This window comes from Bordetella genomosp. 2 (genome assembly GCF_002261345.1).
GTDB lineage: Bacteria > Pseudomonadota > Gammaproteobacteria > Burkholderiales > Burkholderiaceae_B > Bordetella_A.
On sequence record NZ_NEVT01000009.1, the window covers coordinates 363,710 to 388,333 of the forward strand.

General features: G+C 69.6%; 25 protein-coding genes. 14 read left to right on the plus strand and 11 right to left on the minus strand.

Features of this window, described 5'->3' with window-relative positions:
* Positions 1–58 precede the first annotated feature (58 nt).
* Together CAL24_RS23150 and CAL24_RS23155 are read left to right on the plus strand one after the other, a co-directional pair.
* Positions 59–544, plus strand: a complete 486-nt coding sequence (locus tag CAL24_RS23150; protein ID WP_094808124.1) for a TRAP transporter small permease — start codon at positions 59–61, stop codon at positions 542–544.
* Positions 541–1,833 (plus strand): TRAP transporter large permease, encoded by a 1,293-nt coding sequence (locus CAL24_RS23155; protein WP_094808045.1) that lies wholly within the window; start codon positions 541–543, stop codon positions 1,831–1,833. The genes CAL24_RS23150 and CAL24_RS23155 overlap by 4 nt, the downstream gene beginning before the upstream one ends.
* On the opposite strand, the gene CAL24_RS23160 is transcribed toward CAL24_RS23155, so the two are convergent.
* Positions 1,826–2,068 carry a DUF2798 domain-containing protein gene (locus CAL24_RS23160; RefSeq protein WP_028354493.1) on the minus strand — a complete coding sequence of 81 codons (243 nt, stop codon included), beginning with the start codon at positions 2,066–2,068 and terminating at the stop codon, positions 1,826–1,828. The two genes, CAL24_RS23155 and CAL24_RS23160, sit on opposite strands and share 8 nt — an antisense overlap.
* Positions 2,069–2,170: 102 nt before the next feature.
* Here CAL24_RS23160 and CAL24_RS23165 point away from each other — a divergent pair, with 102 nt between their 5' ends.
* Positions 2,171–3,091: a LysR family transcriptional regulator gene (locus CAL24_RS23165; protein ID WP_051439416.1), complete on the plus strand. Its 921-nt coding sequence runs from the start codon at positions 2,171–2,173 to the stop codon at positions 3,089–3,091.
* Here the strand turns inward: CAL24_RS23165 and CAL24_RS23170 are convergent.
* The 3 genes from CAL24_RS23170 to CAL24_RS23180 all read right to left on the minus strand — a co-directional run bounded on the left by CAL24_RS23170 (position 3,085) and on the right by CAL24_RS23180 (position 6,181).
* Entirely contained in the window at positions 3,085–4,038 is a 954-nt protein-coding gene (locus tag CAL24_RS23170; protein WP_028354494.1) for a 2-hydroxyacid dehydrogenase, read from the minus strand. The genes CAL24_RS23165 and CAL24_RS23170 overlap by 7 nt on opposite strands.
* Positions 4,023–4,769, minus strand: coding sequence for an ABC transporter substrate-binding protein (locus CAL24_RS23175; RefSeq protein ID WP_028354495.1), 747 nt, complete (start codon positions 4,767–4,769; stop codon positions 4,023–4,025). The genes CAL24_RS23170 and CAL24_RS23175 overlap by 16 nt, the downstream gene beginning before the upstream one ends.
* Positions 4,770–4,855: 86 nt before the next feature.
* Positions 4,856–6,181: a hypothetical protein gene (locus CAL24_RS23180; protein ID WP_141218110.1), complete on the minus strand. Its 1,326-nt coding sequence runs from the start codon at positions 6,179–6,181 to the stop codon at positions 4,856–4,858.
* A gap of 145 nt (positions 6,182–6,326) precedes the next feature.
* On the opposite strand from CAL24_RS23180, the gene CAL24_RS23185 reads away from it, so the two are divergent.
* On the plus strand, positions 6,327–7,208 hold the full coding sequence (locus CAL24_RS23185) for a LysR family transcriptional regulator (protein WP_094808048.1): 882 nt from the start codon (positions 6,327–6,329) through the stop codon (positions 7,206–7,208).
* Positions 7,209–7,473: 265 nt separating this feature from the next.
* Here CAL24_RS23185 and nadB read toward each other — a convergent pair whose 3' ends face one another.
* The 3 genes from nadB to panB all read right to left on the minus strand — a co-directional run bounded on the left by nadB (position 7,474) and on the right by panB (position 11,422).
* Positions 7,474–9,090 (minus strand): L-aspartate oxidase, encoded by a 1,617-nt coding sequence (gene nadB / locus CAL24_RS23190; RefSeq protein ID WP_094808049.1) that lies wholly within the window; start codon positions 9,088–9,090, stop codon positions 7,474–7,476.
* A 25-nt stretch (positions 9,091–9,115) separates the two neighbouring features.
* A complete protein-coding gene (gene nadA / locus CAL24_RS23195) occupies positions 9,116–10,267 on the minus strand; it encodes a quinolinate synthase NadA (RefSeq protein ID WP_094808050.1) in 1,152 nt (383 codons plus the stop codon).
* Positions 10,268–10,597: 330 nt separating this feature from the next.
* Positions 10,598–11,422 carry a 3-methyl-2-oxobutanoate hydroxymethyltransferase gene (gene panB, locus CAL24_RS23200; protein WP_094808051.1) on the minus strand — a complete coding sequence of 275 codons (825 nt, stop codon included), beginning with the start codon at positions 11,420–11,422 and terminating at the stop codon, positions 10,598–10,600.
* A 113-nt stretch (positions 11,423–11,535) separates the two neighbouring features.
* Between panB and CAL24_RS23205 the strand changes: the two genes are divergently transcribed.
* Positions 11,536–11,964, plus strand: a complete 429-nt coding sequence (locus CAL24_RS23205; RefSeq protein ID WP_038853501.1) for a PaaI family thioesterase — start codon at positions 11,536–11,538, stop codon at positions 11,962–11,964.
* Positions 11,961–12,644 (plus strand): nitroreductase, encoded by a 684-nt coding sequence (locus CAL24_RS23210; RefSeq protein ID WP_094808052.1) that lies wholly within the window; start codon positions 11,961–11,963, stop codon positions 12,642–12,644. The genes CAL24_RS23205 and CAL24_RS23210 overlap by 4 nt, the downstream gene beginning before the upstream one ends.
* 31 nt (positions 12,645–12,675) lie before the next feature.
* On the opposite strand, the gene CAL24_RS23215 is transcribed toward CAL24_RS23210, so the two are convergent.
* Positions 12,676–13,695 carry a helix-turn-helix transcriptional regulator gene (locus tag CAL24_RS23215; protein WP_028354502.1) on the minus strand — a complete coding sequence of 340 codons (1,020 nt, stop codon included), beginning with the start codon at positions 13,693–13,695 and terminating at the stop codon, positions 12,676–12,678.
* 228 nt (positions 13,696–13,923) lie between these two features.
* On the opposite strand from CAL24_RS23215, the gene CAL24_RS23220 reads away from it, so the two are divergent.
* From CAL24_RS23220 to CAL24_RS23245, 6 genes are all read left to right on the plus strand, one after another.
* Complete coding sequence (locus CAL24_RS23220; RefSeq protein ID WP_051439417.1) at positions 13,924–14,340, plus strand: RidA family protein; 417 nt, start codon at positions 13,924–13,926, stop codon at positions 14,338–14,340.
* Positions 14,337–15,620 (plus strand): MFS transporter, encoded by a 1,284-nt coding sequence (locus tag CAL24_RS23225; RefSeq protein WP_094808053.1) that lies wholly within the window; start codon positions 14,337–14,339, stop codon positions 15,618–15,620. The genes CAL24_RS23220 and CAL24_RS23225 overlap by 4 nt, the downstream gene beginning before the upstream one ends.
* A gap of 69 nt (positions 15,621–15,689) precedes the next feature.
* On the plus strand, positions 15,690–16,673 hold the full coding sequence (locus CAL24_RS23230) for a threonine/serine dehydratase (protein WP_028354504.1): 984 nt from the start codon (positions 15,690–15,692) through the stop codon (positions 16,671–16,673).
* A 36-nt stretch (positions 16,674–16,709) separates the two neighbouring features.
* On the plus strand, positions 16,710–17,726 hold the full coding sequence (locus tag CAL24_RS23235; RefSeq protein WP_094808054.1) for a histone deacetylase family protein: 1,017 nt from the start codon (positions 16,710–16,712) through the stop codon (positions 17,724–17,726).
* A gap of 94 nt (positions 17,727–17,820) precedes the next feature.
* On the plus strand, positions 17,821–18,120 hold the full coding sequence (locus CAL24_RS23240; protein ID WP_028354506.1) for an AzlD family protein: 300 nt from the start codon (positions 17,821–17,823) through the stop codon (positions 18,118–18,120).
* A 37-nt stretch (positions 18,121–18,157) separates the two neighbouring features.
* Complete coding sequence (locus tag CAL24_RS23245) at positions 18,158–18,937, plus strand: AzlC family ABC transporter permease (protein ID WP_094808055.1); 780 nt, start codon at positions 18,158–18,160, stop codon at positions 18,935–18,937.
* A 4-nt stretch (positions 18,938–18,941) separates the two neighbouring features.
* Here the strand turns inward: CAL24_RS23245 and CAL24_RS23250 are convergent, their stop codons facing one another.
* A complete protein-coding gene (locus CAL24_RS23250) occupies positions 18,942–20,747 on the minus strand; it encodes a 5'-nucleotidase C-terminal domain-containing protein (RefSeq protein WP_094808056.1) in 1,806 nt (601 codons plus the stop codon).
* A gap of 119 nt (positions 20,748–20,866) precedes the next feature.
* Between CAL24_RS23250 and CAL24_RS23255 the strand changes: the two genes are divergently transcribed.
* Both CAL24_RS23255 and CAL24_RS23260 read left to right on the plus strand, forming a co-directional pair.
* Positions 20,867–21,565, plus strand: a complete 699-nt coding sequence (locus CAL24_RS23255; RefSeq protein ID WP_094808057.1) for a hypothetical protein — start codon at positions 20,867–20,869, stop codon at positions 21,563–21,565.
* A gap of 181 nt (positions 21,566–21,746) precedes the next feature.
* A complete protein-coding gene (locus CAL24_RS23260; RefSeq protein WP_094808058.1) occupies positions 21,747–22,733 on the plus strand; it encodes a Bug family tripartite tricarboxylate transporter substrate binding protein in 987 nt (328 codons plus the stop codon).
* Between the two features lie 32 nt (positions 22,734–22,765).
* On the opposite strand, the gene CAL24_RS23265 is transcribed toward CAL24_RS23260, so the two are convergent.
* Together CAL24_RS23265 and CAL24_RS23270 are read right to left on the minus strand one after the other, a co-directional pair.
* Entirely contained in the window at positions 22,766–23,452 is a 687-nt protein-coding gene (locus CAL24_RS23265) for a phytanoyl-CoA dioxygenase family protein (RefSeq protein WP_094808059.1), read from the minus strand.
* An 18-nt stretch (positions 23,453–23,470) separates the two neighbouring features.
* On the minus strand, positions 23,471–23,950 hold the full coding sequence (locus CAL24_RS23270; protein ID WP_094808060.1) for a VOC family protein: 480 nt from the start codon (positions 23,948–23,950) through the stop codon (positions 23,471–23,473).
* Positions 23,951–24,624: the final 674 nt, after the last annotated feature.

Genomic DNA, 24,624 nt, shown 5'->3' on the forward strand with positions numbered 1-24,624 from the left:
ACCCGGGCGCGGCGCGCGGCCCGGCGCCGCGGCCCGCGCCCGCTCCGGCGAGGACACCATGAAAACCCTGAACTGCGCGATCGTGGCCGTGCTCAAGGCCATCGCGGTGGCCAGCCTGTGCGGCATGAGCCTGCTGACCGTGGTCGACGCGACCGGCCGCTACTTGTTCAATCACCCCATCATCGGCTCGGTCGAGCTGGTCGAGCTGATGGTGATCGCGGTGATCTTTTCCAGCATCCCCCTGATGACCCGTGCGCGCGGCCACATCACGGTGGACGGCTTCAGCCATCTGTTCTCGGCGCGCGCGGTGGCCCTGCAGGACCGCTTCGGCGCGCTGCTGGCCACCGTGGTCAGCGGCTTCCTGGCCTGGGTCACCTGGGGCAAGGCCGCCAGCACCGCCGGCTACGGCGACATGACGGCCATGCTGGGCATCCCGCTGGCGCCGTTCGTCTACTTCATGGCGGCGCTGCTGGCGCTGGACGCCGTCTACCATGCCGCCAACATCCTGCGCCCCGTTGCCGCCACAGGAAGCGATACGCCATGACCGAATCCCTGATCGCCCTGGGCGCCATGCTCACCCTGGTATTCCTGCGCGTGCCGGTCGCCTTCGCCATGGCGCTGGTCGGGTTCATCGGCCTGGGCCTGGTGCGCAACTGGAACGCGGCCTATGCCATGGCCGGCTCGGTGATCTACGAAAGCGGGTTCCAGTACCTGCTGTCGGTATTGCCGCTGTTCATCCTGATGGGCAATTTCGTGACCGAGTCGCGCATGTCGCGCGAACTGTACGCGGCCGCGCACGCGGTGCTGGGCCACCGGCGCGGCGGCCTGGCCATGTCCACCATCGTCGCCTGCGGCGGCTTCGGCGCGATCTGCGGCTCCAGCCTGGCCACGGCGGCCACCATGGCCAAAGTGGCCTATCCGGAAATGCGCCGCATCGGCTATAGCGAGAAACTGGCCGCCGGGTCGATCGCGGCAGGCGGCACACTGGGCATCCTGATTCCGCCGTCCATCATCATGGTGGTGTACTGCCTGCTCACCGAGCAGAGCATCGGCAAGATGTTCGCCGCCGGCGTGCTGCCCGGGCTGCTGGCCATCGGCTGCTACATGCTGGCGGTCGGCTGGGTGGTGCGGCGCGATCCGGCCGCCGGCCCCAAGGGCGAACGCAGCACCTGGCCGCAGATCCGCCAGGCCCTGGGCCAGGTGTGGGGCGTGCTGGCGCTGATCGCCATGCTGATGGGCGGCATCTATGCCGGCATGTTCACGCCGGCCGAGGCGGCCGGCATCGGCGCGTTCCTGGGCTTCGTGTTCGCCTGCTGCCGCCGCACCATGAACTGGCGCACGTTCGTGCACGTGGTGGTGGAATCGGCCAAGACCACCGGCATGATCTTCGTGGTGATGATCGGCGCGCTGATGCTGGCCAACTTCATCAATTTCACCTCGCTGCCGGCCGACCTGCTGGAGCTGGTGGAACGCTACCAGTTGAGCCCGCTGGCGGTGATCTTCGCCATCTGCGCCATCTATATCGTGCTGGGCTGCGTGCTCGAGAGCATGTCGATGATCCTGCTGACCGTGCCGGTGTTCTACCCCCTGGTGCAAAGCCTGGGGTTCGACCTGATCTGGTTCGGCATCATCGTGGTGGTCGTGACCGAGATCAGCTTCATCACCCCGCCGTTCGGCATGAACGTGTTCGTGCTGCGCGGCCTGCTGCCCGGCGTAAGCACGCAGACCATATTCCGCGGGGTGATGCCGTTTGTCATCAGCGACGTCGGCCGGCTGACCCTCCTGATCCTGTTTCCGGCGATCTCGCTGTATCTGCCGCAGTTCGTCAGCTAGGGCCGCCGCAGCGCGCCGCCACCAGCCGCTGGCTGGCGCGCTGCACCGCCGGGCCCAGCGCCAGCACGATGACGAAAGCGGCCGGCCAGGCGGCCACGAAGGCGCGCGCCCAGTGCCCGGCGAAGTGGGGGCCCATGCCCAGGTTCAGCCACGACACCCAGCCCGTCATCAGCATCGACATCAGGCCGGACATCAAGAGCGCGAAGATAAAACGCAGTCGGGTTGCGTACGACATGGAAAGCTCCTTGAGAGTAAAGAATGACGGAGCTATCCTAGATGTTGGCTATTTCCGAAACTAGAGCCAATATTTCAATCTTAAATTCCATTTTTGCAATATATGCTTGACGACCTGGCGCTGTTCGTCGCCATCGTGGACGATGGCAGCCTGCAGGCGGCGGCGCGCCGGCTGAAGTTGCCGCCCGCCACCCTGACCCGCCGGCTGCAGAAACTGGAAGCCCGGCTGGGCTGCCAGCTGCTGCTGCGCAGCGCCCGCAGCCTCAAGCCGACCCCGGAAGGGCGCCAGTACTACGAGCAATGCCGGCCGCTGCTGACCGCCCTGCAGCAGGCCACCGCCACGCTGGACGACGATCTCAACCAGATCAAGGGCACGCTGCGGGTGCTGGCGCCGGTCAGCCTGGCGCGCGGCCTGCTGGCGCCGGCCTGGACTTCCTTCCTGGCGGCCTGGCCGGATATTCGCTTGGAGCTGATCCTGGACAACCGCAACGAAGACCTGTGGCGCCACGGCGCCGACCTGGCGGTGCGCGTCGGCCCCCAGCACGATCCCAAGCTGCGCCAGCGCCGGCTGGGCGGCTTCGGGCTGGACGTGGTGGCCGCGCCGGCCTACCTGGCGGCGCATGGCGAGCCGCGCCACCCGCGCGAACTCGAGCAGCACGCGCTGCTGGTCAGCGAGCCGCTGGCGACCTGGTATTTCATGGCGCCCGACGGCGGCGAACGCATCGAGCTGCAGCCGGCCGGGCGCTGCCGGGTCAATGAACTGGAATTGATGGTCGCCATGGCCGAGGCCGGCCTGGGCATCATGTACTGCCCGCGCACGCTGACCGGCGCCGCCGTGGCCAGCGGGCGGCTGCGCCGCCTGCTGACAGATTGGCGCACGCCGCAACGCGTGCTGTATGCGGTCTGGCCGCAACAGCAGCTGCCCCGCAAGGTGCGGGCCCTGCTCGAACACCTGTCCGACTTTGCGGCGTCGACCCCGGTGCTGCAGGGCGCCGAGGCCGCGCCCGGCCCGCAGCCTCAATAGCCCTTGGCCGGGTCGTACAGGTTCGGCAGCGCCTCGCCCGCTTCGCAGCGGCGGATCAGGTCCGCCACGTAGCGCGCGCGCTCGCGGCGCGTCGGCGTGGCCGCGCAATGCGGCGTCACGATCACGCCCGGATGATCCCACAGCGGCGAATCGGCCGGCAGCGGCTCGGTTTCGAAGACATCCAGCACCGCCTGCGACAACTGGCCGGAGTCCAATGCCGCCAGCAGGTCGGGCGCCACCATGTGCGAGCCGCGCCCCACGCTGATCACGGCCGCGCCGCGCGGCAGGCGCGCGAACGTCGCGGCCCCCAGGATGCCGCGCGTGGCCTCGGTGCCGGGCAGCAGGCACACCAGGATATCGGTGCGCGCCAGGAAGGCGTCGAGTTGTTGCGGGCCGGCATAGCTGGCCACGCCCGGCAACTGCGCCGGCGAGCGCGACCAGCCGGCGGTGGGAAAGCCGCTGCGCGCCAGCAATGTGGCAGTGGCGGCGCCCAGGTAACCCAGCCCCATGACGCCGACCCGCATGTCGCGCGCCATGCGCGGCGCTTCCGGCGTGTCCCAGCGGCGCCGCGCCTGGTTGACGGCGAACCGCCTGAATTCCTTGGTAATGGCCAGCGCGGCCGCCAGCACGAACTCGCTCATCTCGCCGGCGGTTTCCTCGGTGACCAGCCGGGCGATTGGCACGCCGGCCGGCAGTCGCGGGTCGGCCAGGATGTGGTCGACCCCCGCGCCGGCGCTGATAATGAGCTTCAGGTTGGGCAGCGAAGCCAGCCAGCCGGGATCGGGCTCCCAGACCAGGGCATAGCCGACCGAACCGGGCTCGGCCAGCGGCTCATCGCGGCCGCTGACCCGCAACCCCGGCGCCAGCTCGCTGAAATGCCTGCGCCATTCGACCATCCCCTGCGGACCGCCCGACTTGATCACCAGGTGCGTCACGACAGCTTCCATTTTTTCAACAACGCGTCCAGCTCGCCGCTGCGCTTGAGCTCGTCCAGCGCCGCCTGCAGCTGCTGTTTGAGTTCGTCTTCGCCCTGGCGCAGCCCCAGGCCGATCGAGCCGGGCAGCGACGCCTTGTAGCTCTGCACCAGGCGCGTCCGCGGGAACTGGCCGAGCCCCAGGTAATACGACAGCGTCGGGTAGTCGGCGATGCCGGCCTCGATGCGCCCGGCGTTCACGTCGCGGATGATGGCCGGGATGGTGTCGTAGATCTTCACCTCCTTGAACAGGCCGGACGCCTTGAGCGAGTCCACGTACACGGTGCCGACCTGCGCGCCCACGATGCGGCCCTTGAACGGCTGGTACGACTGGTAGTTTTCCGTGTCCGACGCCGGCACGATCATGCCTTCGCCATAGGTGTAGACCGGCTTGGTGAAGTCGATGACCTGGCGGCGCTTGTCGGTGATGTACATCGCCGAGGCGATGATGTCGATCTTCTCGGAGGTCAGCGATGAGATCAGCGCCGAGAAATCCATGGCATCGACCTTGGGCGTGAAGCCGGCGTGCTTGCCGACGGCGTGGATCAGGTCGATCATGAACCCCTGCATCTGGTGCGTGGCGGGGTCCAGGAACGAGAACGGCACGCCGTTCGTTTCCGTGCCGACCTTCATGACCTTCTGCGCGGCGGCGGGCGCGGCCGCCGCCGCCAACGAGACCGCAGCGGCGGCCAGGGCATATCGCATGCTTCTGATCATCGTGGTGCTCCAGGACATGGCTTGCGCCGGTGCCGGACATTGTCCTACGTTTCACCACGCCGCAAAGCGTTTTTTCAGCGCGCCACCGCCACGTGGTGAGTGCCGTGCGGCATGGGCAGCCGCCCCAAGTGGCGCAGGCGCGGGCCGTCCTCGCGCTCGACCCGGAACACCTCCAGCCCGCCGCCCGCCGGCCCGCCGGCGTGGTACTGGAAAACCGTCACCAGCAAGTGGCGGCCCGACGCGTCGAAGCTCGCTCCCTCGGGCAGCACGCCCTCGAATGCGTAGTCCGCCACCTTGGCCAGGCTGCCGGTGCGCGCATCGAAGCGCAGCAGCGATACGGTCGCCTCGCGCACAAAGCGCGGGCTGTCCGGCGGGAAAGGCGTACTGCGCATGTTCACGGTGGCCACCAGCGTGCCGTCCGGGCTGACCGCCAGGCCTTCGGACGACTCGTCTGTCTGCGCGTGCCCCACGCGCGCATGCCGCGCCGGGCCGCCCGGCTCGGCCAGGCGGATGACGCTGACCGACGAGGCGCGGCGGGGCACGCGGCCGTCCAGCGTGGTGGCGCTGAAATCGCGCCCCCAGTCGGCCGTCAGGTAGTACCCGCCGTCCGGCGTGAAGCGGCCGACGAACGGGTCGGCCCCCACCTCCACCGGTTCGCCCCACGGGTGCAGCGCCAGCCGGCCCGCCGGCTGCTCCCGCACTTCGAAGAAAGCCACGCGATTCAGGGTGTTGAGGTTGACCGCCAGATAGCGGCCCGAAGGATGCCATTGCACATTGGTGGCGGTCACCCCGCCGCGCGGCCCGGCGCCCGTGCCGGCCACCCCCAGCTCGCGCAGCGTGAAGCGCTGCGTCTCATGGAACGCCCCCCGCTCATAGCGCGCGATCGACAGCAGGCTGTCGTCGGGCGAGTTGGCCACCACGGCCACGCGCCGACCATCGGGACTGACCGCCAGGGCCTCGGGCAGCGGGCCGACATCCAGCGTGGCGGCAATACGCGGCGCCTGCGGGTCGGCCAGGTCGACCGCCATCAGGCGGTGGCCGGCCGGCAGGTCGCGCACCGTCTGCGCGCGCGCATCGCGCTGGCCGAGCCGCTCGAGCACGAATGCCGTATCGCCGCCGGGCGCCAGGGCGAGGATTTCCGGAGCGGCGGTGACCGAGTTCGATACCTCGATGCGGCCGGCCGTGAGCCGGCCGTCGCGCCGCGCCCAGATGGCCAGGGTGTCGCGCCAGCCGGCGGCGGCCGGCGCCAGGCGGCCGTCGGCGTAGGTCTGCGCGACGAAATCGCCATCGGCGATGACGGCCAGCGTGCCGGCGTCGATAGCGCCGGCCCAGTCCGGCAAGGGTGCGGCCCAGGCCGCCAGCGGCAGGAGCACCGCGCCCAACAGAAAGCGTGATTGCATGGTCGATCCCCTATGAAGACTCGCGGCGCGGCGTTGTCCGCCAGCCGCGCCGGTGGCATGATCGGTCACCATGCTGATCAGCGTCCAATCGCAATTTACCGGTCTCTGATCAGCTTTCTTAATCAGCAACAGCGAGCCGCCACCCATGGACATCCGCACCCTGGCCTGCTTCATCGCCGTGGCCGACACGCTCAATTTCCGCCGCGCGGCGCTGCAGTTGCACCTGACCCAGCCCGCGTTGAGCGCGCGCATCCAGAATCTCGAAGACGAAATCGGCGCCATGCTGCTCGAACGCGACCGCCGCCACGTGGCGCTGACGGCGGCGGGGGCCGCCCTGCTGCCGCATGCCCGCGCGGCGTGCGCCCAGGCCGCCGCCGGCAAGGAACAGGCGCGCCGCGCGGCACGCGGCGAGACAGGCATGCTGCGCATCGGCTTCACCCTGCTGGCGCTGTACGGCCTGATACCGCCATGCGTGCGCGAGTTCCGCGCGCGCTATCCGGGCGTGCAGGTGGAACTGGCCGAAATGAACTCCCCCTCGCTGGAAAGCGCCCTGGCCGCCGGCGCGGTCGACATCGCGGTCCTGCACCCGCCCCTGTACACCCCCGGGCTGGCCACCGCCGAACTGGCGGGCGAGCAACTGGTCCTGGCGCTGCCGGCCGGGCACCACCTGGCGCGCCGCAAGACGGTGGCGGTGCGCGACCTGGCCGGCGAGCCCTTCCTGATCGCGCCGCGCAACGTGGGGCCGAGCATCTATGACCGGGTCATCGCCATGTTCCAGGACGCCGGCCTCAGCCCGCGCATCGTCCAGGAAGCCACGCCCATGACCTCGCTGGTCGCCCTGGTGGCGGCCGGCATCGGCATGGGGCTGGTCACCGCCGGCATGGCGCGCGTGCCGCGCCCCGACGTGGCCTATCGGCCGCTGCGCCCCGCCGCGCCCGTGCTGCCCTTCGCGCTGGGCTGGCGCGGCGAGCTCGCGCCGGCCGCGCAGCGCTTCGCCGAGACCGTCCGCAACTGGACCGGCCACTGAATGCCGCCGGGCAATGGATCGCCCTGGATTTCTCCAGAGGTGTCTGACACCCCTTGCCATGCTGCATGCGCGCGCCAGGACGTCCCGCGGAGTGTCAGACACCTGCTGCGATAAGCGCATCGGCCCGGTAGGTGTCTCCGTAGGTGTCTGACACCCCATGTCGCAGCGTGTGCATACGCGACGCTCTCCCGCCGGGTGTCAGACACCTGTCACGCCTGGCACGGACTCCCCGCGGGTGTCTGCCACGCCTGGCGCGAAATGCCGGTCAGGCGGCGGTTGCGTGCGCGGTGTCGTCGCACAGCACGGTGGGCAGCGCGACGGGCAGTTCGCCGGGCCAGTCGCGGTTGAAGTGCGCGCCACGGCTTTCATGGCGGGCCACGGCGGCGCGCACGACCAGGCCGGCCACCAGCAGCAGGTTGCGCAGTTCCAGCAGGTCGCGGCTGGGGCCGTCGATCCGCCAGCGCCGCGCGACGTCCGCGTCCCACGCGCCGATGCGTTGCGCGGCACGCGCCAGCGAGGCGTCGCTGCGCACGATTCCCACCTCCGCGCTCATGAGCCGCCGCAAGGCTTGCCGCAACGAGGCGACCGACGGATCCGCCACGCCGGCGGGCTGGGCTGCGGGCGCCGACTTGAAGGCCAGGGCGGCAGGTGAGGACAATGCCGATTCGGCGGCCACGGCGGCCGGCTGCGCCAGGATGGCCCGCGCCGCGCCGCGGCCCGTGACCACGCATTCCAGCAGCGAATTGCTGGCCAGCCGGTTGGCGCCGTGCAGGCCGGTGCAGGCGGCCTCGCCGACGGCATACAGGCCCGCCAGGTCGCTGCGGCCGGCCGCATCGGCGACGATGCCGCCGCAGGTGTAGTGGGCGGCGGGCACGACCGGGATGGGCGCGGCCGCCATGTCGATGCCGCGCGCCAGGCAATGCGCGTAGATGGTCGGGAAGTGCGCCTGCAGGAACGCGCGCGGACGGTGACTGATGTCCAGGTGGACGCAGTCCAGGCCGTGGCGCTTGATTTCCAGGTCGATGGCGCGGGCCACCACGTCGCGCGGCGCGAGCTCGGCGCGCGCGTCGTGCGCCGGCATGAAGCGGGTGCCGTCGGGCAGTTTCAACAGCCCCCCTTCGCCGCGCACCGCTTCGGAGATCAGGAAGGTCTCGCCCTGCGGGTCGTACAGGCTGGTGGGATGGAACTGCGTGAATTCCAGGTTGGCGACCCGGCAGCCGGCGCGCCATGCCATGGCGATGCCGTCGCCGGTGGCGGTGGGAGGCGTGGTGCTGTGGGCATACACCTGGCACGCCCCGCCCGTGGCCAGCACGACGTGGGCGGCGCCCAATGTCGACACGCGGCCCCGCGGGTCCAGCACCTGGGCGCCGCGGCAGCGCGCGGCGGCGCTGCCGGGCACGCCGGCCACCAGCAGGTCGATGGCGCAGTGGTGCTCCAGCAGCGTGATGTTCGGGTGATGACGGACCCGCGCGCCGAGCGCGGCGATGACCGCCTGGCCGGTCGCGTCGGCGGCGTGCACGATGCGCCGGCGGCCATGCCCGCCTTCGCGGGTCAGGTGCAGGCCGGGCCGTCCCGGCGCGGCTGCCGTGAAGGCCACGCCCTGGTCCTGCAGCCAGCCGATGGCGGCGCGCGCATCGGCGGCGATGCGCTGCGTGGCGGCCGCATCGCACAGGCCGCCGCCGGCGGCCAGGGTGTCGCGCACATGGTCTGCCACGCTGTCGTCCGGGTCCAGCGCGGCGGCAATGCCGCCCTGGGCGCGGTTGCTGGCGCTGAGGTCCAGCGCGCCCTTGGCGAGCAGCGCCACGCGCCGGTGCGGCGCCAGTTCCAGCGCGGCCGCCAGCCCGGCCAGCCCGCTGCCGATGATGAGTACGTCGAAATCCATGGCGGACGCTCCGATATGGCGCGGCTCAGGCCGGGCCGACGCGCTCGAACAGCGCGGTATCGCGGGCCAGGTCGCCGCTGGCGCGCACGCGCCGCTGGCGCTGTGCGGCGAACGCCAGCATGCGGTCGATGGGCGCCTTGGCCCGCCGGCCCAGTTCGGCGTCCAGGGTGATCTCGTTGGCGCCGTGTTCCAGCACGTGGGCCAGGCCGGCCAGTTCGTTCATGGCCATCCACGGGCAATGCGCGCAGCTCTTGCAGGTGGCGCTGTTGCCCGCGGTGGGCGCGGCAATGAAATCCTTGCCCGGCGCCTGCGCGCGCATCTTGTGCAGGATGCCCTGGTCGGTGGCCACGATGAACTGCGCCGCGTCCAGCTTGCGCGCGGCGTCGATCAACTGCGTGGTCGAGCCGACGACATCGGCCTGGGCCAGGACGGGCTGGGGCGATTCCGGATGCGCCAGCACCTTGGCTCCCGGATACTCGGCGCGCAGCAGTTCCAGCTCGGTGCCCTTGAACTCGTCATGCACGATGCAGGCGCCTTGCCACAACAGCATGTCGGCGCCGGTCTGGCGCTGCACGTAGCTGCCCAGGTGGCGGTCCGGCGCCCACAGGATGCGCTCGCCGCGCGCGTGCAGGTCGGCCACCACGTCCAGCGCGATCGACGAGGTGACGACCCAGTCGGCGCGCGCCTTGACCGCCGCGCTGGTGTTGGCGTAGACCACCACCGTGCGGTCGGGGTGGGCGTCGCACCAGGCGGCGAAGGCGTCGGCGGGACAGCCCAGATCCAGCGAGCAGGTGGCCTGCAGGTCGGGCATCAGGATGCGCTTGGACGGGCTGAGGATCTTGGCGGTTTCGCCCATGAAGCGCACGCCGGCCACCACCAGCGTCCGGGCCGGATGGTCGCGGCCGAAGCGGGCCATCTCCAGCGAATCGCCGACGCAACCGCCGGTGGCCTCGGCGAGGTCCTGCAGGTCGGCATCAACGTAGTAGTGGGCCACCAGCGTCGCGCGCTCGCGCGCCAGCAGGGCGCGGATGCGTTCGATGAGCTCAGCCTTGCGCGCGGCCGGCAGCGGCTCCGGCACGCGGGCCCAGGCCTGCCCGACCGTGCTGGCGCAGTGAGAGGCGGCGGTCGGGCTGGCGGGCAGATCGAACTCAACGGGCCGGGTGGCGGGCGTGTCCATGAGGCGGGTCTCCATGCCGGCCGTCGGATGCCGGCTTATGCTCATGTAGAGCATTTGTGGGTCAAAAAAAGAGGGATCGGCATTTATGCTACTTCTGAGTATAAATGGGCGTCAAGCGGGTGTTGCAGCTACGCCGAGGCTGCCTTGATGCCTGGCAATGTCTCCAGGCCGGTCCCGCGCAGCACGGCAGGGTGTCAGACACCCCATGAACCGCCTTCGCGCAGACCCCGACCGCACCACGGGGTGTCTGACACCCCACGCCCTGGGACCAGCCCAGCGGCAGGCGCCTGACGCCCCATGGGTGTCAGCCACCTTGTATCGGCGCCCCGCTCAGGAAGCGCGCACGCCGAAGCAGTGCTCCGGCGCCGGGAAAGCCCCGCCGCGCACGTCCTCCGCGTAGCGCGCCGCCGCCTGTTCGATCTCGGCGCCCAGCTGGGCGTACTGCTTGACGAAGCGCGGCACGCGGGCGCCCGACATGCCCAGCATGTCTTCGGTGACCAGGATCTGCCCGTCGCAGGCCGGCGAGGCGCCGATGCCGATCACGGGAATCCCCAGGGCCTCGGTCACGCGCCGGCCCACCGCCTCGGCCGTGCACTCCACCACCAGCGCGAACGCGCCGGCGGCCTCCAGCGCCCGGGCATCGTGCATGATGCGTTCGCCGCCGTCGGCCTGCATGCCCTGCGCCTTGTAGCCGCCCACGCTGTTGACCTGCTGCGGCATCAGGCCGATATGGCTGACCACCGGCACGCCGCGCGCCGCCAGGAACTGCACCGTATCGGCCATCTCGGCGCCGCCCTCCAGCTTGACCGCCTGTGCGCCGGTTTCGGCCAGCACGCGCGCGGCCGCCTCGAAGGCCTGCGCGGGCGCAGCCTGGTAGCTGCCGAACGGCAGGTCCACCACCACGCAGGCGCGCGTCGACCCGCGCACCACCGCGGCGCCATGCGCGATCATCATGTCCAGCGTCACGCCCAGCGTGCTGGGCAGCCCATAGACCACCATGCCCAGCGAATCGCCGACCAGCAACAGGTCGGCGTGCGGATCGAGCAGCCGGGCCATCGGCGCGGTGTAGGCCGTCAGGGCCACCACTTTGCCGGGGCCTTTGGACTGGCGGATGGCGGGAACGGAGATGCGGGTCTGTTGCTGTTGTGCGCTCATGCTCGGGCCTGCTCGGAAGGTTCAAGAAGGCGTCCATGGTAGCGCCGAGTTTTGTGCGCTGCACATTTGACCTGTCAAAGGTATGATCGGGCAGTTCAATATTTCGCGCTGCCATGACCGGTTTCGAACACAATCCGTTTCTGCATTCCCTGGGCGCCGTCATCGAAGAGTGGGGCGACGGCCGCATCGTCCTCAGCATGGACCTCAAGCCCGGCCACCTGAACCGCCAGGGCGCGCTGCAGGGCGGCGTCGTCTGCGCCCTGCTGGACGCGGCTTGCGGCTACGCCGGCATCGTGCCGCAGCCGGGCGACAGCCAGGGCAATGCGGTCACCATCTCGCTGGCCATCAACTTCATCGGCTCGGTCAAGGCCGGCAAGGTCGTCGCCACCGGCACCGTCACGGGCCGCGGCCGCAAGATCTACTTCGCCCGCGCCGAAGTGTGTACGCCGGACGGCCGCATCCTGGCGTCGGCGCAAGGGTCCTTCAAATACGGCGGCCCGCGCCTGGCGGCCGACGCCCCCACGGAAGAGGCAATTTCATGAGCGATTCCCCGCAAGTCATCGAACAGGCCATCGTCTCGCGCCAGAGCATCCGGGGCTTCCTGCCCACACCGGTGGAACCCGCCCTGATCCGCCGCATCCTCGAGGCCGCCGCCCGCGCCCCCAGCGGCAGCAATATCCAGCCCTGGAAAGTGCACGTGGTCACCGGCGCCAAGCGCGACGCGCTGGCGCGCGACCTGGTGCAGGCGCATGCGCGCGGCGAGCCCGAGCGCCGCGAATACCAGTACTACCCGGTCAACTGGCGCAGCCCCTACCTGGAGCGGCGCCGCGCCACCGGCTGGGGCCTGTACAGCCTGCTCGGCATCCAGAAGGGCGACCGCGAGGCGTCGGCCCGCCAGCACGCCCGCAACTTCGAATTCTTCGGGGCCCCCTGCGTGCTGCTGTTCACCATCGACAGCGACCTGGACAAGGGCAGTTGGCTGGACTACGGCATGTTCCTGCAGAACATCATGGTGATGGCGCGCGCCTGCGGCCTGGACACCTGCCCGCAGGCGGCGCTGGCCAACTATCCGGACATCGTCAAGCAGCACCTGGGCATCCCCGCCGACCAGATCGTGATCTGCGGCATCTCCATCGGCTACCAGGACCCGGACGAACCCGCCAACCAGTACCGCACCGACCGCGCGCCGGTGGACGAGTTCACCACCTTCCACGACGCCTGAGCAAACGGGAGGATCCGCCGCCGGCGGTTCCTCAGGGCGGGCCGCCCGCCCCCGGGCCGGCGGGCGCGTCGTTCCAGGCCCGCGCGCCTGCCGCGCGCGGCGGCACCCCGTAATGGCGCCGGAACGCCGTGGAGAAATTGCCCGCATGGTCATAGCCGACCTCCAGGGCCACCTGCGTCACTGGCAGCCGCGCCCGGATCAGCGCCATCGCGTGGCGCATCCTGGCGGCCAGCAGGTATTCCGGAATGGTGGCGCCGTGCACGGCCTTGAAGGTGCGCGACAGCTTCGACACACTGACGCCGGCCTGCGCGGCCAGTTCGCGCACATTGGGCGGCTCGCGCAACTCGTTGGCCAGGCGCGCCGCCGCGCGCTCGGCAATCGCCCGGTCGCGCGGCCGGATCTCGCCCGCGTCCGCGTCGCGGCGCATGTGCATGAAGAAATGACGCACGATGTCCTCGGCGCGCGCCTGCAGCAGCAGCCGGCGCGCGTGGCGATCGTCGACCGGCTCGAAAAAGCACTGGGCCGCCTGCTGCATGGCCGCCGCCAGCCCGGCGCGGAACAGCGCGAACGCGGCCGGATCGTCGTCCAGGTAACGGCCCAGCGCGCCCCCATAGCAGGCGGCCTGCAGCCCCAGCTCGTCCACCAGATACTCGCGGGTGCACGAGACCGTGACCGAGCGCTCGCGCGCGCCCGCCCCGAACACCTCGATCTTGCGCGCGCCGCGCGGCTGCAGCAGGGCGCTGCACGACAAGCCGTCGATGGCATGCGGGGCCTCGCGGCCGTCGGTCACGGCCGAGCGGCCCGACATGCGCACGTGGATCTTCAGCGCGCCGCTGCAGTCGTAGTGCTCTTCCATGGCGCGCGGCCGGGTGATGTCGGCCCAGCTGGCCGACAGGCCCGCGCCCAGCACCAGCGTGTCGCGATAGCCGGCCATGCCGGCGCCGATCGGACGGGCCTGGATGAAGCAGGCCGAGCCGACCGGCTCGACCCCCACCACCTCGTAGGTATGCGGCACATAGGCATGCAGGCGATTGGCGACAGGGTTATCCACGGCAGAGCATTCCACGCTGGCCCGAAAGAGTGACGGTAACGTTACCGGGCGGTTTCGCACAGCGTCAAGGCGACATGAACGGCCGGACCCGCCTGGGGTAAACCCGCAGCCCTGCTGCCACTTGGTACGATTTTGCCCTTTTGGCAAATAAAGCGTGCATCTGCGCATAAGCGCATATGTGCGTTGGCGACTAAGCTGGTCGCCGGACCGAACCATGACGGAGCGTCAATGCAGCACGACACCCAACCCCGCCGCCAGCCCAACTTCTCCATGCACCGGCGCGCCGGCGACCTGGTGTTCGTGTCCGGCCAGATGGCCTTCGGCGAGGGTTTCCGCATCGTCGGCGACGACGTGACGGCACAGACCCGCACCTGCCTCGAGCACATCGCGCGCCACCTGGCCGATGCCGGCCTGGCGCCGCGCGACATCGTCAAGACCACTGTCTGGCTGGCCCGCATCGAGGACTTCGCCGCCTTCGACGCCGCGTACGGCGCCTTTTTCGGCGATATCGTCCTGCCGGCCCGCTCCACCGTGCGGGCCGACTTGATGGTGCCCGGCGCGCTGGTCGAGATCGAAGCCATCGCGCGCGCCGCCGGCAACACCCACATCCCCGCCTCGCAACCGCCTTCGGAGCCCCGCCCATGAATACCGCAACGACGCTCACCCCGGCCGCCGGCAGGGCGTCGCCTCCCGCCTGGCGCATCATCGCCGCCGCCTCGATCGGCAATGCGCTGGAATGGTTCGACCTGGTCGTCTACGGCTTCTTCGCCGTGACCATTTCGAGGCTGTTCTTTCCCAGCGACAACGACAGCATCTCGCTGCTGCTGACGCTGGGCACATTCGGCGTGTCGTTCTTCATGCGTCCGCTCGGCGCGCTGGTGCTGGGGGTCTATGCCGACCGCGTCGGCCGGCGCGCCACGCTGACGCTGTCCATCATGCTGATGATGCTCGGCACCCTGCTGATCGCGCTGATGCCGACCTATGCCGCCATCGGCATCTGGGCGCCCATCGGCATCGTGGCCGCGCGCATGATCCAGGGCTTCTCGGCCGGCGGCGAGTTCGGCAGCGCCACCGCCTTCCTGGCCGAACACACGCCCAACCGGCGCGGCTTCTTCGCCAGCTGGCAGGTGGCCAGCCAGGGCCTCACCACGCTGCTGGCGGCCGGCTTCGGCGCCGGCCTGAACGAATGGCTGAGCCCCGAGCAGATGGAATCCTGGGGCTGGCGCATCCCGTTCTTTTTCGGCCTGCTGATCGGCCCCGTGGCCTACTACATCCGCACCCGCATCGACGAGACGCCGGAATTCCTGGCCACCGAACGCAGCGCCACGCCGCTGGGCGACACCTTCACCGAGCACCGCCTGCGCCTGCTGCTGGCCATCGGCACCGTGGTGCTGGGCACCGTGGCCACCTACCTGGTGCTGTACATGCCCACCTTCGCGGTCAAGCAGCTGGGCATCCCGCCGGCGGCCGCCTTCGCCGCCACCCTGGTGACCGGCGTGGTGCAGTTCATCGTCGCGCCCATGGTCGGCCACTGGTCGGACCGCCACGGGCGCACCGGCATCATGGCGACGGCCGCCGTGCTGTTCCTGGTGCTGATCTACCCGCTGTTCCAGCTGCTGGCCGGTTCGCCCACCTTCGGTACGATGATCCTGGTGCAGATCATCATCGGCGTGCTGCTGGCCGGCTACTTCGGCGCGCTGCCGGCGCTGCTGACCGACCTGTTCCCCACCCAGACCCGCACCACGGGAATGTCGCTGGCCTATAACATCGCCGTGACGATCTTCGGCGGCTTCGCGCCCTTCATCATCGTCTGGCTGATCTCGGCCAGCGGCAACAAGCTGGCGCCCAGCTTCTACCTCATCTTCGCCGCCCTGGTCAGCCTCGCCTCGCTCATTGCCGTGCGCAAGCGGCTGGGCCTGCGCTGAGGCCGCGGCCATGGTCCCGGGCGCCAGGCAGCGCATGCCTGGCGCCCGCCGTTTCATGCAGGAGCCCTCATGACCTCGCAACTCGACACCACCACGCTTCCCGGACAATCCGCCATCGCCGACCTGCACGCCCGGCTCCAGCCCTGGATCCGCACCACGCCGGTGCTGGAGAAGGCCGACTTCGAACCCGTGCCGGGCACCGCGGTCAACTTCAAGTTCGAGCTGCTGCAGGCCAGCGGCACCTTCAAGGCGCGCGGCGCATTCTCGAACCTGCTGGCCCTGGACGATAGCCAGCGCGCGGCCGGCGTCACCTGCGTATCGGCCGGCAACCATGCCGTGGCGGTGGCCTACGCCGCCATGCGGCTGGGGATCCCCGCCAAGGTCGTCATGATCAAGACCGCCAGCCCCGCGCGCGTGGCCCTGTGCCGCCAGTACGGCGCCGAAGTGATCCTGGCCGACAACGGGCAGGCGGCGTTCGACACCGTGCATCGGATCGAAAGCGAAGAAGGCCGCTACTTCGTGCACCCGTTCAACGGCTACCGCACCGTGCTGGGGACCGCCACGCTGGGCTACGAGTGGCTGCAACAGGCAGGCGAGCTCGACGCCGTGATCATCCCGGTCGGCGGCGGCGGGCTGATGGCCGGCGTCAGCACCGCCGTGAAATCGCTGGCGCCGCAATGCCAGGTATTCGGCGTGGAGCCCGAGGGCGCCGACGCCATGCACCAGAGCTTCGCCGCCAGCGGCCCCATCAAGATGGGCCCCATGCAGAGCATCGCCGACAGCCTGATGGCGCCGCACACCGAGCAGTACAGCTACGAGCTGTGCCGCCGCCACGTCGACCGGCTGGTCAAGGTGTCGGACGACGCGCTGCGCGGCGCCATGCGCCTGCTGTTCGACCAGCTCAAGCTGGCCACCGAGCCGGCCTGCGCCGCCGCCACCGCCGCCCTGGCGGGCCCGCTCAAGGACACGCTGGCCGGCAAGCGGGTGGGCGTGCTGCTGTGCGGCACTAACACGGACCCGGCCACTTTCGCCCGGCACCTGGGTGTAAGCTGACACGGCAACCGGCCCGCACCGCCCGCCCCGACCGCCATGAAAGCCTACTACCACCCCGACCAGGCGCTGCATCACCCGCAAACCTATTTCTCGCGCGGCAAGATGCGCGCGCCCCAGGAAGTGCCCGCGCGCGCCGCCGCCCTGGCCGGCGCGGTACAACAGCTGGGCCTGCAGCTGCGCCAGCCGCCCGACGCGGGCATGGCGCCGCTGACGGCGGTGCACGCGCTGGACTATCTGCAGTTCCTCAAGAGCGCGCACCAGGAATGGCGGCGGCTGCCGGAAGACTGGGGCGACGAGGTGGTTTCGAATATCTACGTGCGCGAGCCCAACGCCCTGCGCGGCGTGCTGGCCAAGGCAGCGCGCTACCTGGCCGACGGCAGCTGCCCGATCGGCGCATCCACCTGGCGCTCGGCCTATTGGTCGGCGCAGTCCGCGGTGGCCGGCGCCGATGCCCTGCTGGCCGGCGACCGTCACGCCTACGCGCTGTGCCGCCCGCCCGGCCACCATGCCCGCCGCGACGCGGCGGGCGGCTTCTGCTACCTGAATAACTGCGCCATCGCCGCCCAGCGCCTGCGCGGCCAGCATGCGCGCGTGGCGGTGCTGGATACCGACATGCACCATGGCCAGGGCATCCAGGAAATCTTCTACCAGCGCGACGACGTCTATTACGTGTCGATCCACGGCGATCCGGAGAATTTCTACCCCGTGGTGACCGGCTACCCGAACGAGCAGGGCGCCGGCGCCGGGTTCGGCTACAACCTCAACCTGCCGATGCCGCACGGCTCGCCCGAGCCGGTCTTTTTCGAGCAGCTCGCCGTCGCCGTCGACGCCATCGAGGTGTTCCAGCCGGATGTCCTGGTGCTGGCGCTGGGCTTCGATATCTTCGAGCGCGACCCGCAGGCCAAGGTGGCCGTCAGCAGCGCCGGCTTCGAGCGCCTCGGCCGGGTCGTGGCCGGCCTGGGCGTGCCGGTGCTGGCGGTGCAGGAAGGCGGGTACTACATCGAAGGGCTGCCCGAGAACGCCGAGGCGTTCTTCGCGGGGCTGCGCGCGTAGCGGCGAAAGTATCGCGCGGCCCGTTATCATGTGGGAGCTTCGCGCGCCGCGCGAAGCCTCTCCCCTATACGGCCCGCGCTTCCCGGACAGCATCATGGTCGACCCCGCCAACCTGTTCGCCATCGTCATGATGGCCACCGTCACTTACCTGGCCCGCATCGGCGGGTACATCCTGCTGCGCAATCGCAGCCTCGGCCCGCGCGCCATGGCGGTGCTGGAAGCCGCGCCGGGCTGCGTGCTGATCTCGGTGATCGCGCCGGTGTTCGTCTCCGACCGGCCGGCGGACCTGCTGGCGCTGGCGCTCACGGTCGTCGCCGCCACGCGGCTGCCGCTGCTGGCCACCGTGATCGTCGGCGTGGGCAGCGCCGCGCTGCTGCGGCATTGGTTCGCATGATGCCGGCCGCGCGCATGCTCCCGCCCGGCGCCGCACGATGACGGCGCCCCGCTCTCCCGCCGCGCCGGGCCACGCCGGCGCCTGGGTCCGCTGCTGCGCCGGCGCGACGGCCAGCCTGCCGATGCTGTTCGGCGTGATTCCCTTCGGCCTGGTGCTGGGCGCGCAAGCCGCGCAGGCCGGGCTGACGCCCTTCGAAGTGCCGCTCATGACCGGCCTGAATTTCGCCGGCGGCTCGGAATTCGCCGCGCTCGGGCTGTGGGCCGCGCCGCCGCCCGTGCTGCTGATCATGGCGGTGACGTTCCTGGTCAACAGCCGCATGCTGGTCATGGGCGCGGCCATGACGCCCTTCCTGCACCACCTGCCCAAGCGCAAGGTGCTGCCGTCGCTGTTCCTGATGACCGACGCCAGCTGGGCGCTATCGATGGCCGATACGCGGCGGCGCGCGGAACTGGGCATCGTGCCCGCCTTCAGCCTGGCCTACTACCTCGGCTCGTCGCTGGTGTTCTATGTGGCGTGGATCGCCTGCACCACCCTGGGCGCGCTGCTGGGACCGCTGCTGGGCCATCCGGAGGCCTACGGGCTGGACATGGCGTTCCCCGCCGTTTTCCTGGTCATGCTGCGCGGCATGTGGCGCGGCTGGCGGCGCGCCTGGCCGTGGCTGGTCAGCCTGGCGGTGGCCGGGCTGACATACCGGTTCGTGCCGGGCGCCTGGTACGTGGCGGCGGGCGCGCTGGCGGGGATTCTCGCGGCGCTGGCCGCGGCGCCCCGCCACGCCGCGCCGGGCGGGGCGCGGCCGTCCCGCCCGCCCAAGCAGTAGCGCGCTAGTCCACCACCGACTTCAGGCTGTAGTCGGCCGGATCCAGCGCCGGCAGCAGATTGCCGGCCAAGTGCTTCTGGAAATACTCCACCAGCGGCACGGCATACGCCACATGGCTGTCCTCATGCACGCCGGGATCGGCCTCGATGGCCTTGGCGAACGCCTCGTAGCCGTCTTTGCCCAGCGCGGTGAACGAATTGGTCACCACGCGGTAAGTCGCGTTCATGTCGATCGGCGTCCACGCGCCGGTGACACGGTCCTTCACTTCGACGTTCTGGATGCAGCTGCCCTTCGGCTGGCTTTTGTAGACGTCGAAGCGCAGGTGCGACGCATACGGGAACGCCCCCGTCGAGCCCGACGTCAGCGCGTACTGGGCGGCATCTTCCAGCACCGCCACCACGCCGTCGCCGCGCATGTCGACGGTGGCCACCGTATTGGAGAACGGCAGCATGGTATAGGCGTCGGCCACGGTAAACGGCCCCTGCAGGAACTGAGTGCGCACGCCGCCCGCGTTCTGGATGGCAATGTCGGCCTTGGGCATGTACTTCAGGAAGGCATCGGCCACATAGTAGGCGGCGTAGCTGCCCGTGGGCGTGCTGCCGGCCGCGAAGGCGGCGGGGATGCGGTCGAACGGCAGCGTCTCGGCCACCGAGCCCAGCGTCTGGGTGCGGAACTCTTCCAGTTCCTGGCTATACGGCGCCAGGATCGCCGCCACCGCCGGGTCCGGCTGCTGCAGCGCCAGCGTGCGCGACGATTCGGCCAACGCGGCGATCTCGGCCTCGCGCGCCGCGCTCACCGCGACGAACTCGCCCTCGGCATCGGCCTGGAGGAACGGCTTGTCGATGGGCAGCACGATGCTGCCCTGGGCCCGCACCACATCCCCCCGCGGATCGAACTCCACGTTCAGCACGCCCACGCCGTGCGCCATCTCCCAGGCCTGGGCAATATAGACCGGCTTGCCGTTGGGCGCGGTCGCCACGGTGGGATAGTCGCCGTCCACCTCCAGCCCCATGGCCGCCAGCTCGCCGGTGGAGTCCAGCAGCTCGTGCGTGTCGCCGCCGATGATGACGTCGATATCGTCGACCTGGCCCGCCAGCGCAATGTCGCCGTCGTAGCCCAGGTGGCTCAGCACGATGATCTTGTCGATGCCCTGCGCCTTCAGTTCGTCGATATTGCGGCGCACCGTCGCGATCTCTTCGGTGAACTCGACCGCGTCGGTCACCATCGACGAGTTCACCGTCTTCTCGACCTTCAGGATGCCGATGATGCCGACCTTGTGGCCGCTCATCTCGCGCACCACGTAAGGCTTGATCGGGGCGCCATGCAGCGGGCTCTGCGCCGTCGGCTTCACATTGGCCGCCAGGATCGGGAAGGTGGCCATGTCGATCAGCCCGCGCAGCACCGCCTCGCCCTCGTCGAATTCGTGATTGCCCAATTGGTAGGCGTCCAGGCCCAGCGCATTGAACAGCTTGAAATCCGGCTCGCCCTTGAACAGGCTGAAGTACAGCGTGCCGTTGAGCTCGCCGCTGTTGAGCACCAGGGTATCCGGCGTGCGCAGGCGGTTGATCACGCCCGCCAGGCGCGAGAACCCGCCCAGCTGCACGCGCGTGGCCACGCCGCCCAGCTGCAGGTCATAAGCACTGCCATCCAGGTGCGAATGGTGGTCATTGGTGTGCAGGATCTGCAGCTGGTAGTTGGCCGCCTGTGGCGGCGGGCTGTCGTGATCGTCATCATCGCTGCCGCTGCCGCACGCGGCCAGCAGCGTCAAACAAAGCAGACCGGCGCCCAGGCCGAATCGACGCAAAAACATGAAGAACCTTCCTTGGTTTCTGATACCCGCGAGGGCGATGAAGAGGAAAGACTCTAGTGGGCGGTCTTTACGTGCGTGTGAAAATCCCCGCCATCCCAACTCGACCTGCATTCGACGCCATGACCGGATCCACGTTGCTTCAACACTTCATCACGCCTGTGCTCACCGCGGTCCTCACGCTCGCGGGCACCCACTGGCAACTGGCGAGCCAGAATCAGCGCGCCGACCGGGAACGCTTCATCGACGCGGCGCAAGCCACCGCACAAGACACCAGCCGATTGCTGCTCGACGGCTACGCTGCGCTCCATACGCTGGTGAACGAATCGGACAACAAAGGCTGGGAGGAATTCTCCCGGACATCGTGGACCCGCTATCGCGACTTCCATCGCCAATGGCGCCAGCAATTGATCGTCCAGCACTTCAAGCTGGCCCGCCACTTCGGCAAGGACGTCGCGGACCAGCTCGTCCATGTCGACGAAATCGACCTGCATCCAAGCGGCGCGTCGCGCGCTGATCGCCCTTGCGTGCCCGCGGGCGGCGCGGACGCGTTCGACGTGGCCAAGCTGGCCTCGCAGATCGACTGCATGACCCGCCTGATCACGGTAAGCCAGGATGCCATCGACAGCGCGCTCGCGGCCGATGCCGGCGTCCCCTGGACGGAGCTCGCCCGGGACCGGCGCGAGACGATCGACCTCACCTGGCAACTGCTCGCGCAATACGACAAGGCATCGGTCGGCTACCTGCGGACCCTGAACGACAGGCTGACGCAGCTGGGCGAACCGGAAGTCACGGTCATTCGCCGCGCCGACGATCGTTGAGCGCGATGGCGCGGCGGGCCCCAGATATACGTTTTCTTATATGAATAATATGAACATTTCATTTTTTGGCGCATATCTGGCGGCACATAATGGCGCGAGTCCATGACGCCACGATTTGCGGCATGCAAGGCCGTGGCTGAAGGCGCCCACTGACAACAACAACGGCACCAGGAGACAACCCATGCCATCCCGCCAACGCCGCATCCTGCTGGCCGCCACGCTGGCCGCCAGTTGCCTGGCCAGCGCCGCCTGGGCCCAGGCGTCCGCCTACCCCGCCAGGACCGTCACCCTGTACACCGCCTTCTCGGTCGGCAGCGGCCCCGACGTGGTGCTGCGCATCCTGGCCCAGGAACTCGGCAAAATGTGGAAGCAGCCCGTGGTCGTCGAGAACCGGCCCGGCGGCGGCGGCTTCATTGCCATGGAGGCCGCCGGCAAGCAGCCGGCCGACGGCTACGCCTTGTTGCAACTCGACAGCGAGCACGTCTCGGCCCTGCCGCACCTGTACAAGTCGCGCAACTATGTCACCCTGGAAAAGTTCGACCTGGTGGCGCCGCTCTTCTACACCCCGTTCATGGTCGCCGTCGGCGAGAAATCACCCTGGAAGAACATGACCGACCTGGTCGCCGCGGCCAAGACCAAGCCCGACAGTCTCACCTATGGGTCATGGTTCGTGGGCAGCCCCGGCCACCTGGGGGGCGAATGGCTGGCATCCCTGACCGGCACCAAGATGATCCATGTGCCCTACAAGGAAGTAAGCCAGTTGTACACGGCCGTCGCCAACGGCGAGGTGGACTGGGCCTTCGGCACCATTCCGTCCACCCGGCCCGTGTACGACAGCGGCAAGCTGCGCTACCTGGCCATCGCCGCGCCCCAGCGGCATCCCCAGTACCCGGACGTGCCCACCGTGGCCGAAGCCGGCGGCCCCGCCGAACTGGACGTCAATTCCATCGTGTCGCTGCTGGCCCCGAAGGGCATCCCCGCGGACGTGCGCGACAAGATCTACGCCGACGTGACCAAGGTGCTGGCCGACCCGGATATCCGCAAGCGCTTCGACACCTTTGCCTTCGAACCGCTGGGCTGGCCGCTGGCCGAACTGCGCCAGCGCCTGGATGCCAAGTCGGCCACCTATGAAAAACTGATCGAGAACGCCGGCATCAGCCTGGATTGACGACGGCCCCCGGCCGCGCAGCCGGGCCTGCCTCACGCATCGAACAGGCAACGCGAGGTCGCCATCATGCGCATGCGCGGCGTCGCGTTGATCGACGGCGTATGCAGCACGCGCATGTCCATGAGATACACATCGCCGGCCCGGCCCGCCATCTCCAGCACGTCGATATCCAGCTCCCGCAGGTTGCGCCGCAAATCCCCGGGCGCGCGCAGCCGTTCGCGCAATGCGGCGGCCTGCGGCGTGCGCGGCGCATGGCGGTGCGAGCCGGCCAATGCGAGCGTGGCCCCGCCCTGCCCGGCCACGTCGTCGATCAGGAAAAAGGCCTGGATTCCGGGCAGGCGATCGCGCGAGCCGGCTTTGACGTCCACATGCCAATTCAGGCCTTGCAGCGTCCACGCCCCCTGGCGCGGCGGCGACAGCAGCAGTTGCGCGTCCTGCACGACCGCCGGCGGACGGCCCGCCAAGTGGGCGACCAGGTCAAGCAGTTCGCGGCTCATCAGGGTTTCATGCAGGCCCGGGTACTCCACCATGGAGGACAGCCTGCCGATCTGCTGAAAGACCGGCAGCCCGCGCCATGCGTCCGGCCGGCCGCGTCCCGACATCCGCTTGACCTCGTCGAGCAATTTGTCCCGGATCGCCGTCATTCGCGTGCGCGGGTGCAGGCCTGCCAGGCGCAGATACCCGTGTTCGGCGAAGAAGCCGGCCGAGGCGTCCGTCATCGATGCCAGCGGCCCGCGTCAGCCACGGCGAGCCGCCTCGATCGCCGCGATATCGATCTTCCCCATCTGCATCATTGCCTCGAATGCACGCCCGGCCGCCGCGCGGTCCGGGTCCGCGATGGCGTCCATCAGCGCCCGCGGGGTGATCTGCCAGGACACGCCCCACTTGTCCTGGCACCAGCCGCACACGTTCGCGTGGCCGCCATTGCCGACAATGGCGTCCCACAAGCGGTCGGTCTCGGCCTGGTCATCGGTGGCGACCTGGAACGAGAATGCCTCGTTGTGCTTGATGTCCGGGCCGCCATTCAGGCCCAGGCAGGGGATTCCCATCACGGTGAACTCCACCGTCAGGACGTCGCCGCGCTTGCCCGCGGGATAGTCGCCGGGCGCGTGCAGGACCCTGCCGACCGCGCTGTCGGGGAATGTCCGGGCATAGAACTGCGCGGCGTCCAGGGCGTCGCGGTCGTACCAGAGACAGATCGTGTTCTTGCTCATCATCGTCGTGCTCCTTGGGGCAAGTACGCGGGACCTGGTCGACACGACAACGGCGCGCCGGGGTGCCGCAACTTCGGATACGGGGCCTGATACGAATATGTCGATCGTAAGCCTGATGTGTCTCGACGACTAGAGTTTGAATGGGTGCGGGGGTTGGCGCGATTGCCTGCGCATGGTGATTTAAGGAGGGAGGGAGTGGTTGAGTTCTTGAGACGCCCACGCCTGCCGGCGAGCCCCGGACGGCCACGTCGCTCGGCTCGGGCGCGCCACCAGGCGCCCTCGGCCCCCTGCGGGGGCTACCCTCCCTCCAACTGGCCGCCCGGGTCTCGCCGGCAGGCGTGGGCTCGCAATATTTCATGTCGGCGCCGCCCCCCGAGGGCACGTAGTTTCATGCGCAGGTATCGGCAGGTGTCAGACACCTGCATGCGATGAGTCTCTGACATCCCGCGATGCAGGCGCCGGTATAGTCGTCTGATTCACCAGTGGCACGGCGGACCAGGCATGCCGCCGCCGTGAGTCCAGGCCGGGGCTGGGGCGTGCGGGACGGCCAGTTGGAGCGAGGGCAGCCCCCGCAGGGGGCCGAGGGCGCCTGGTGGCGCGCCCGAGCCGAGCGACGTGGCCGGCCCGCACGCCCCAGCCCCGGCCTGGACGCCCTACTGCCATCCCTGCCCAGCCAA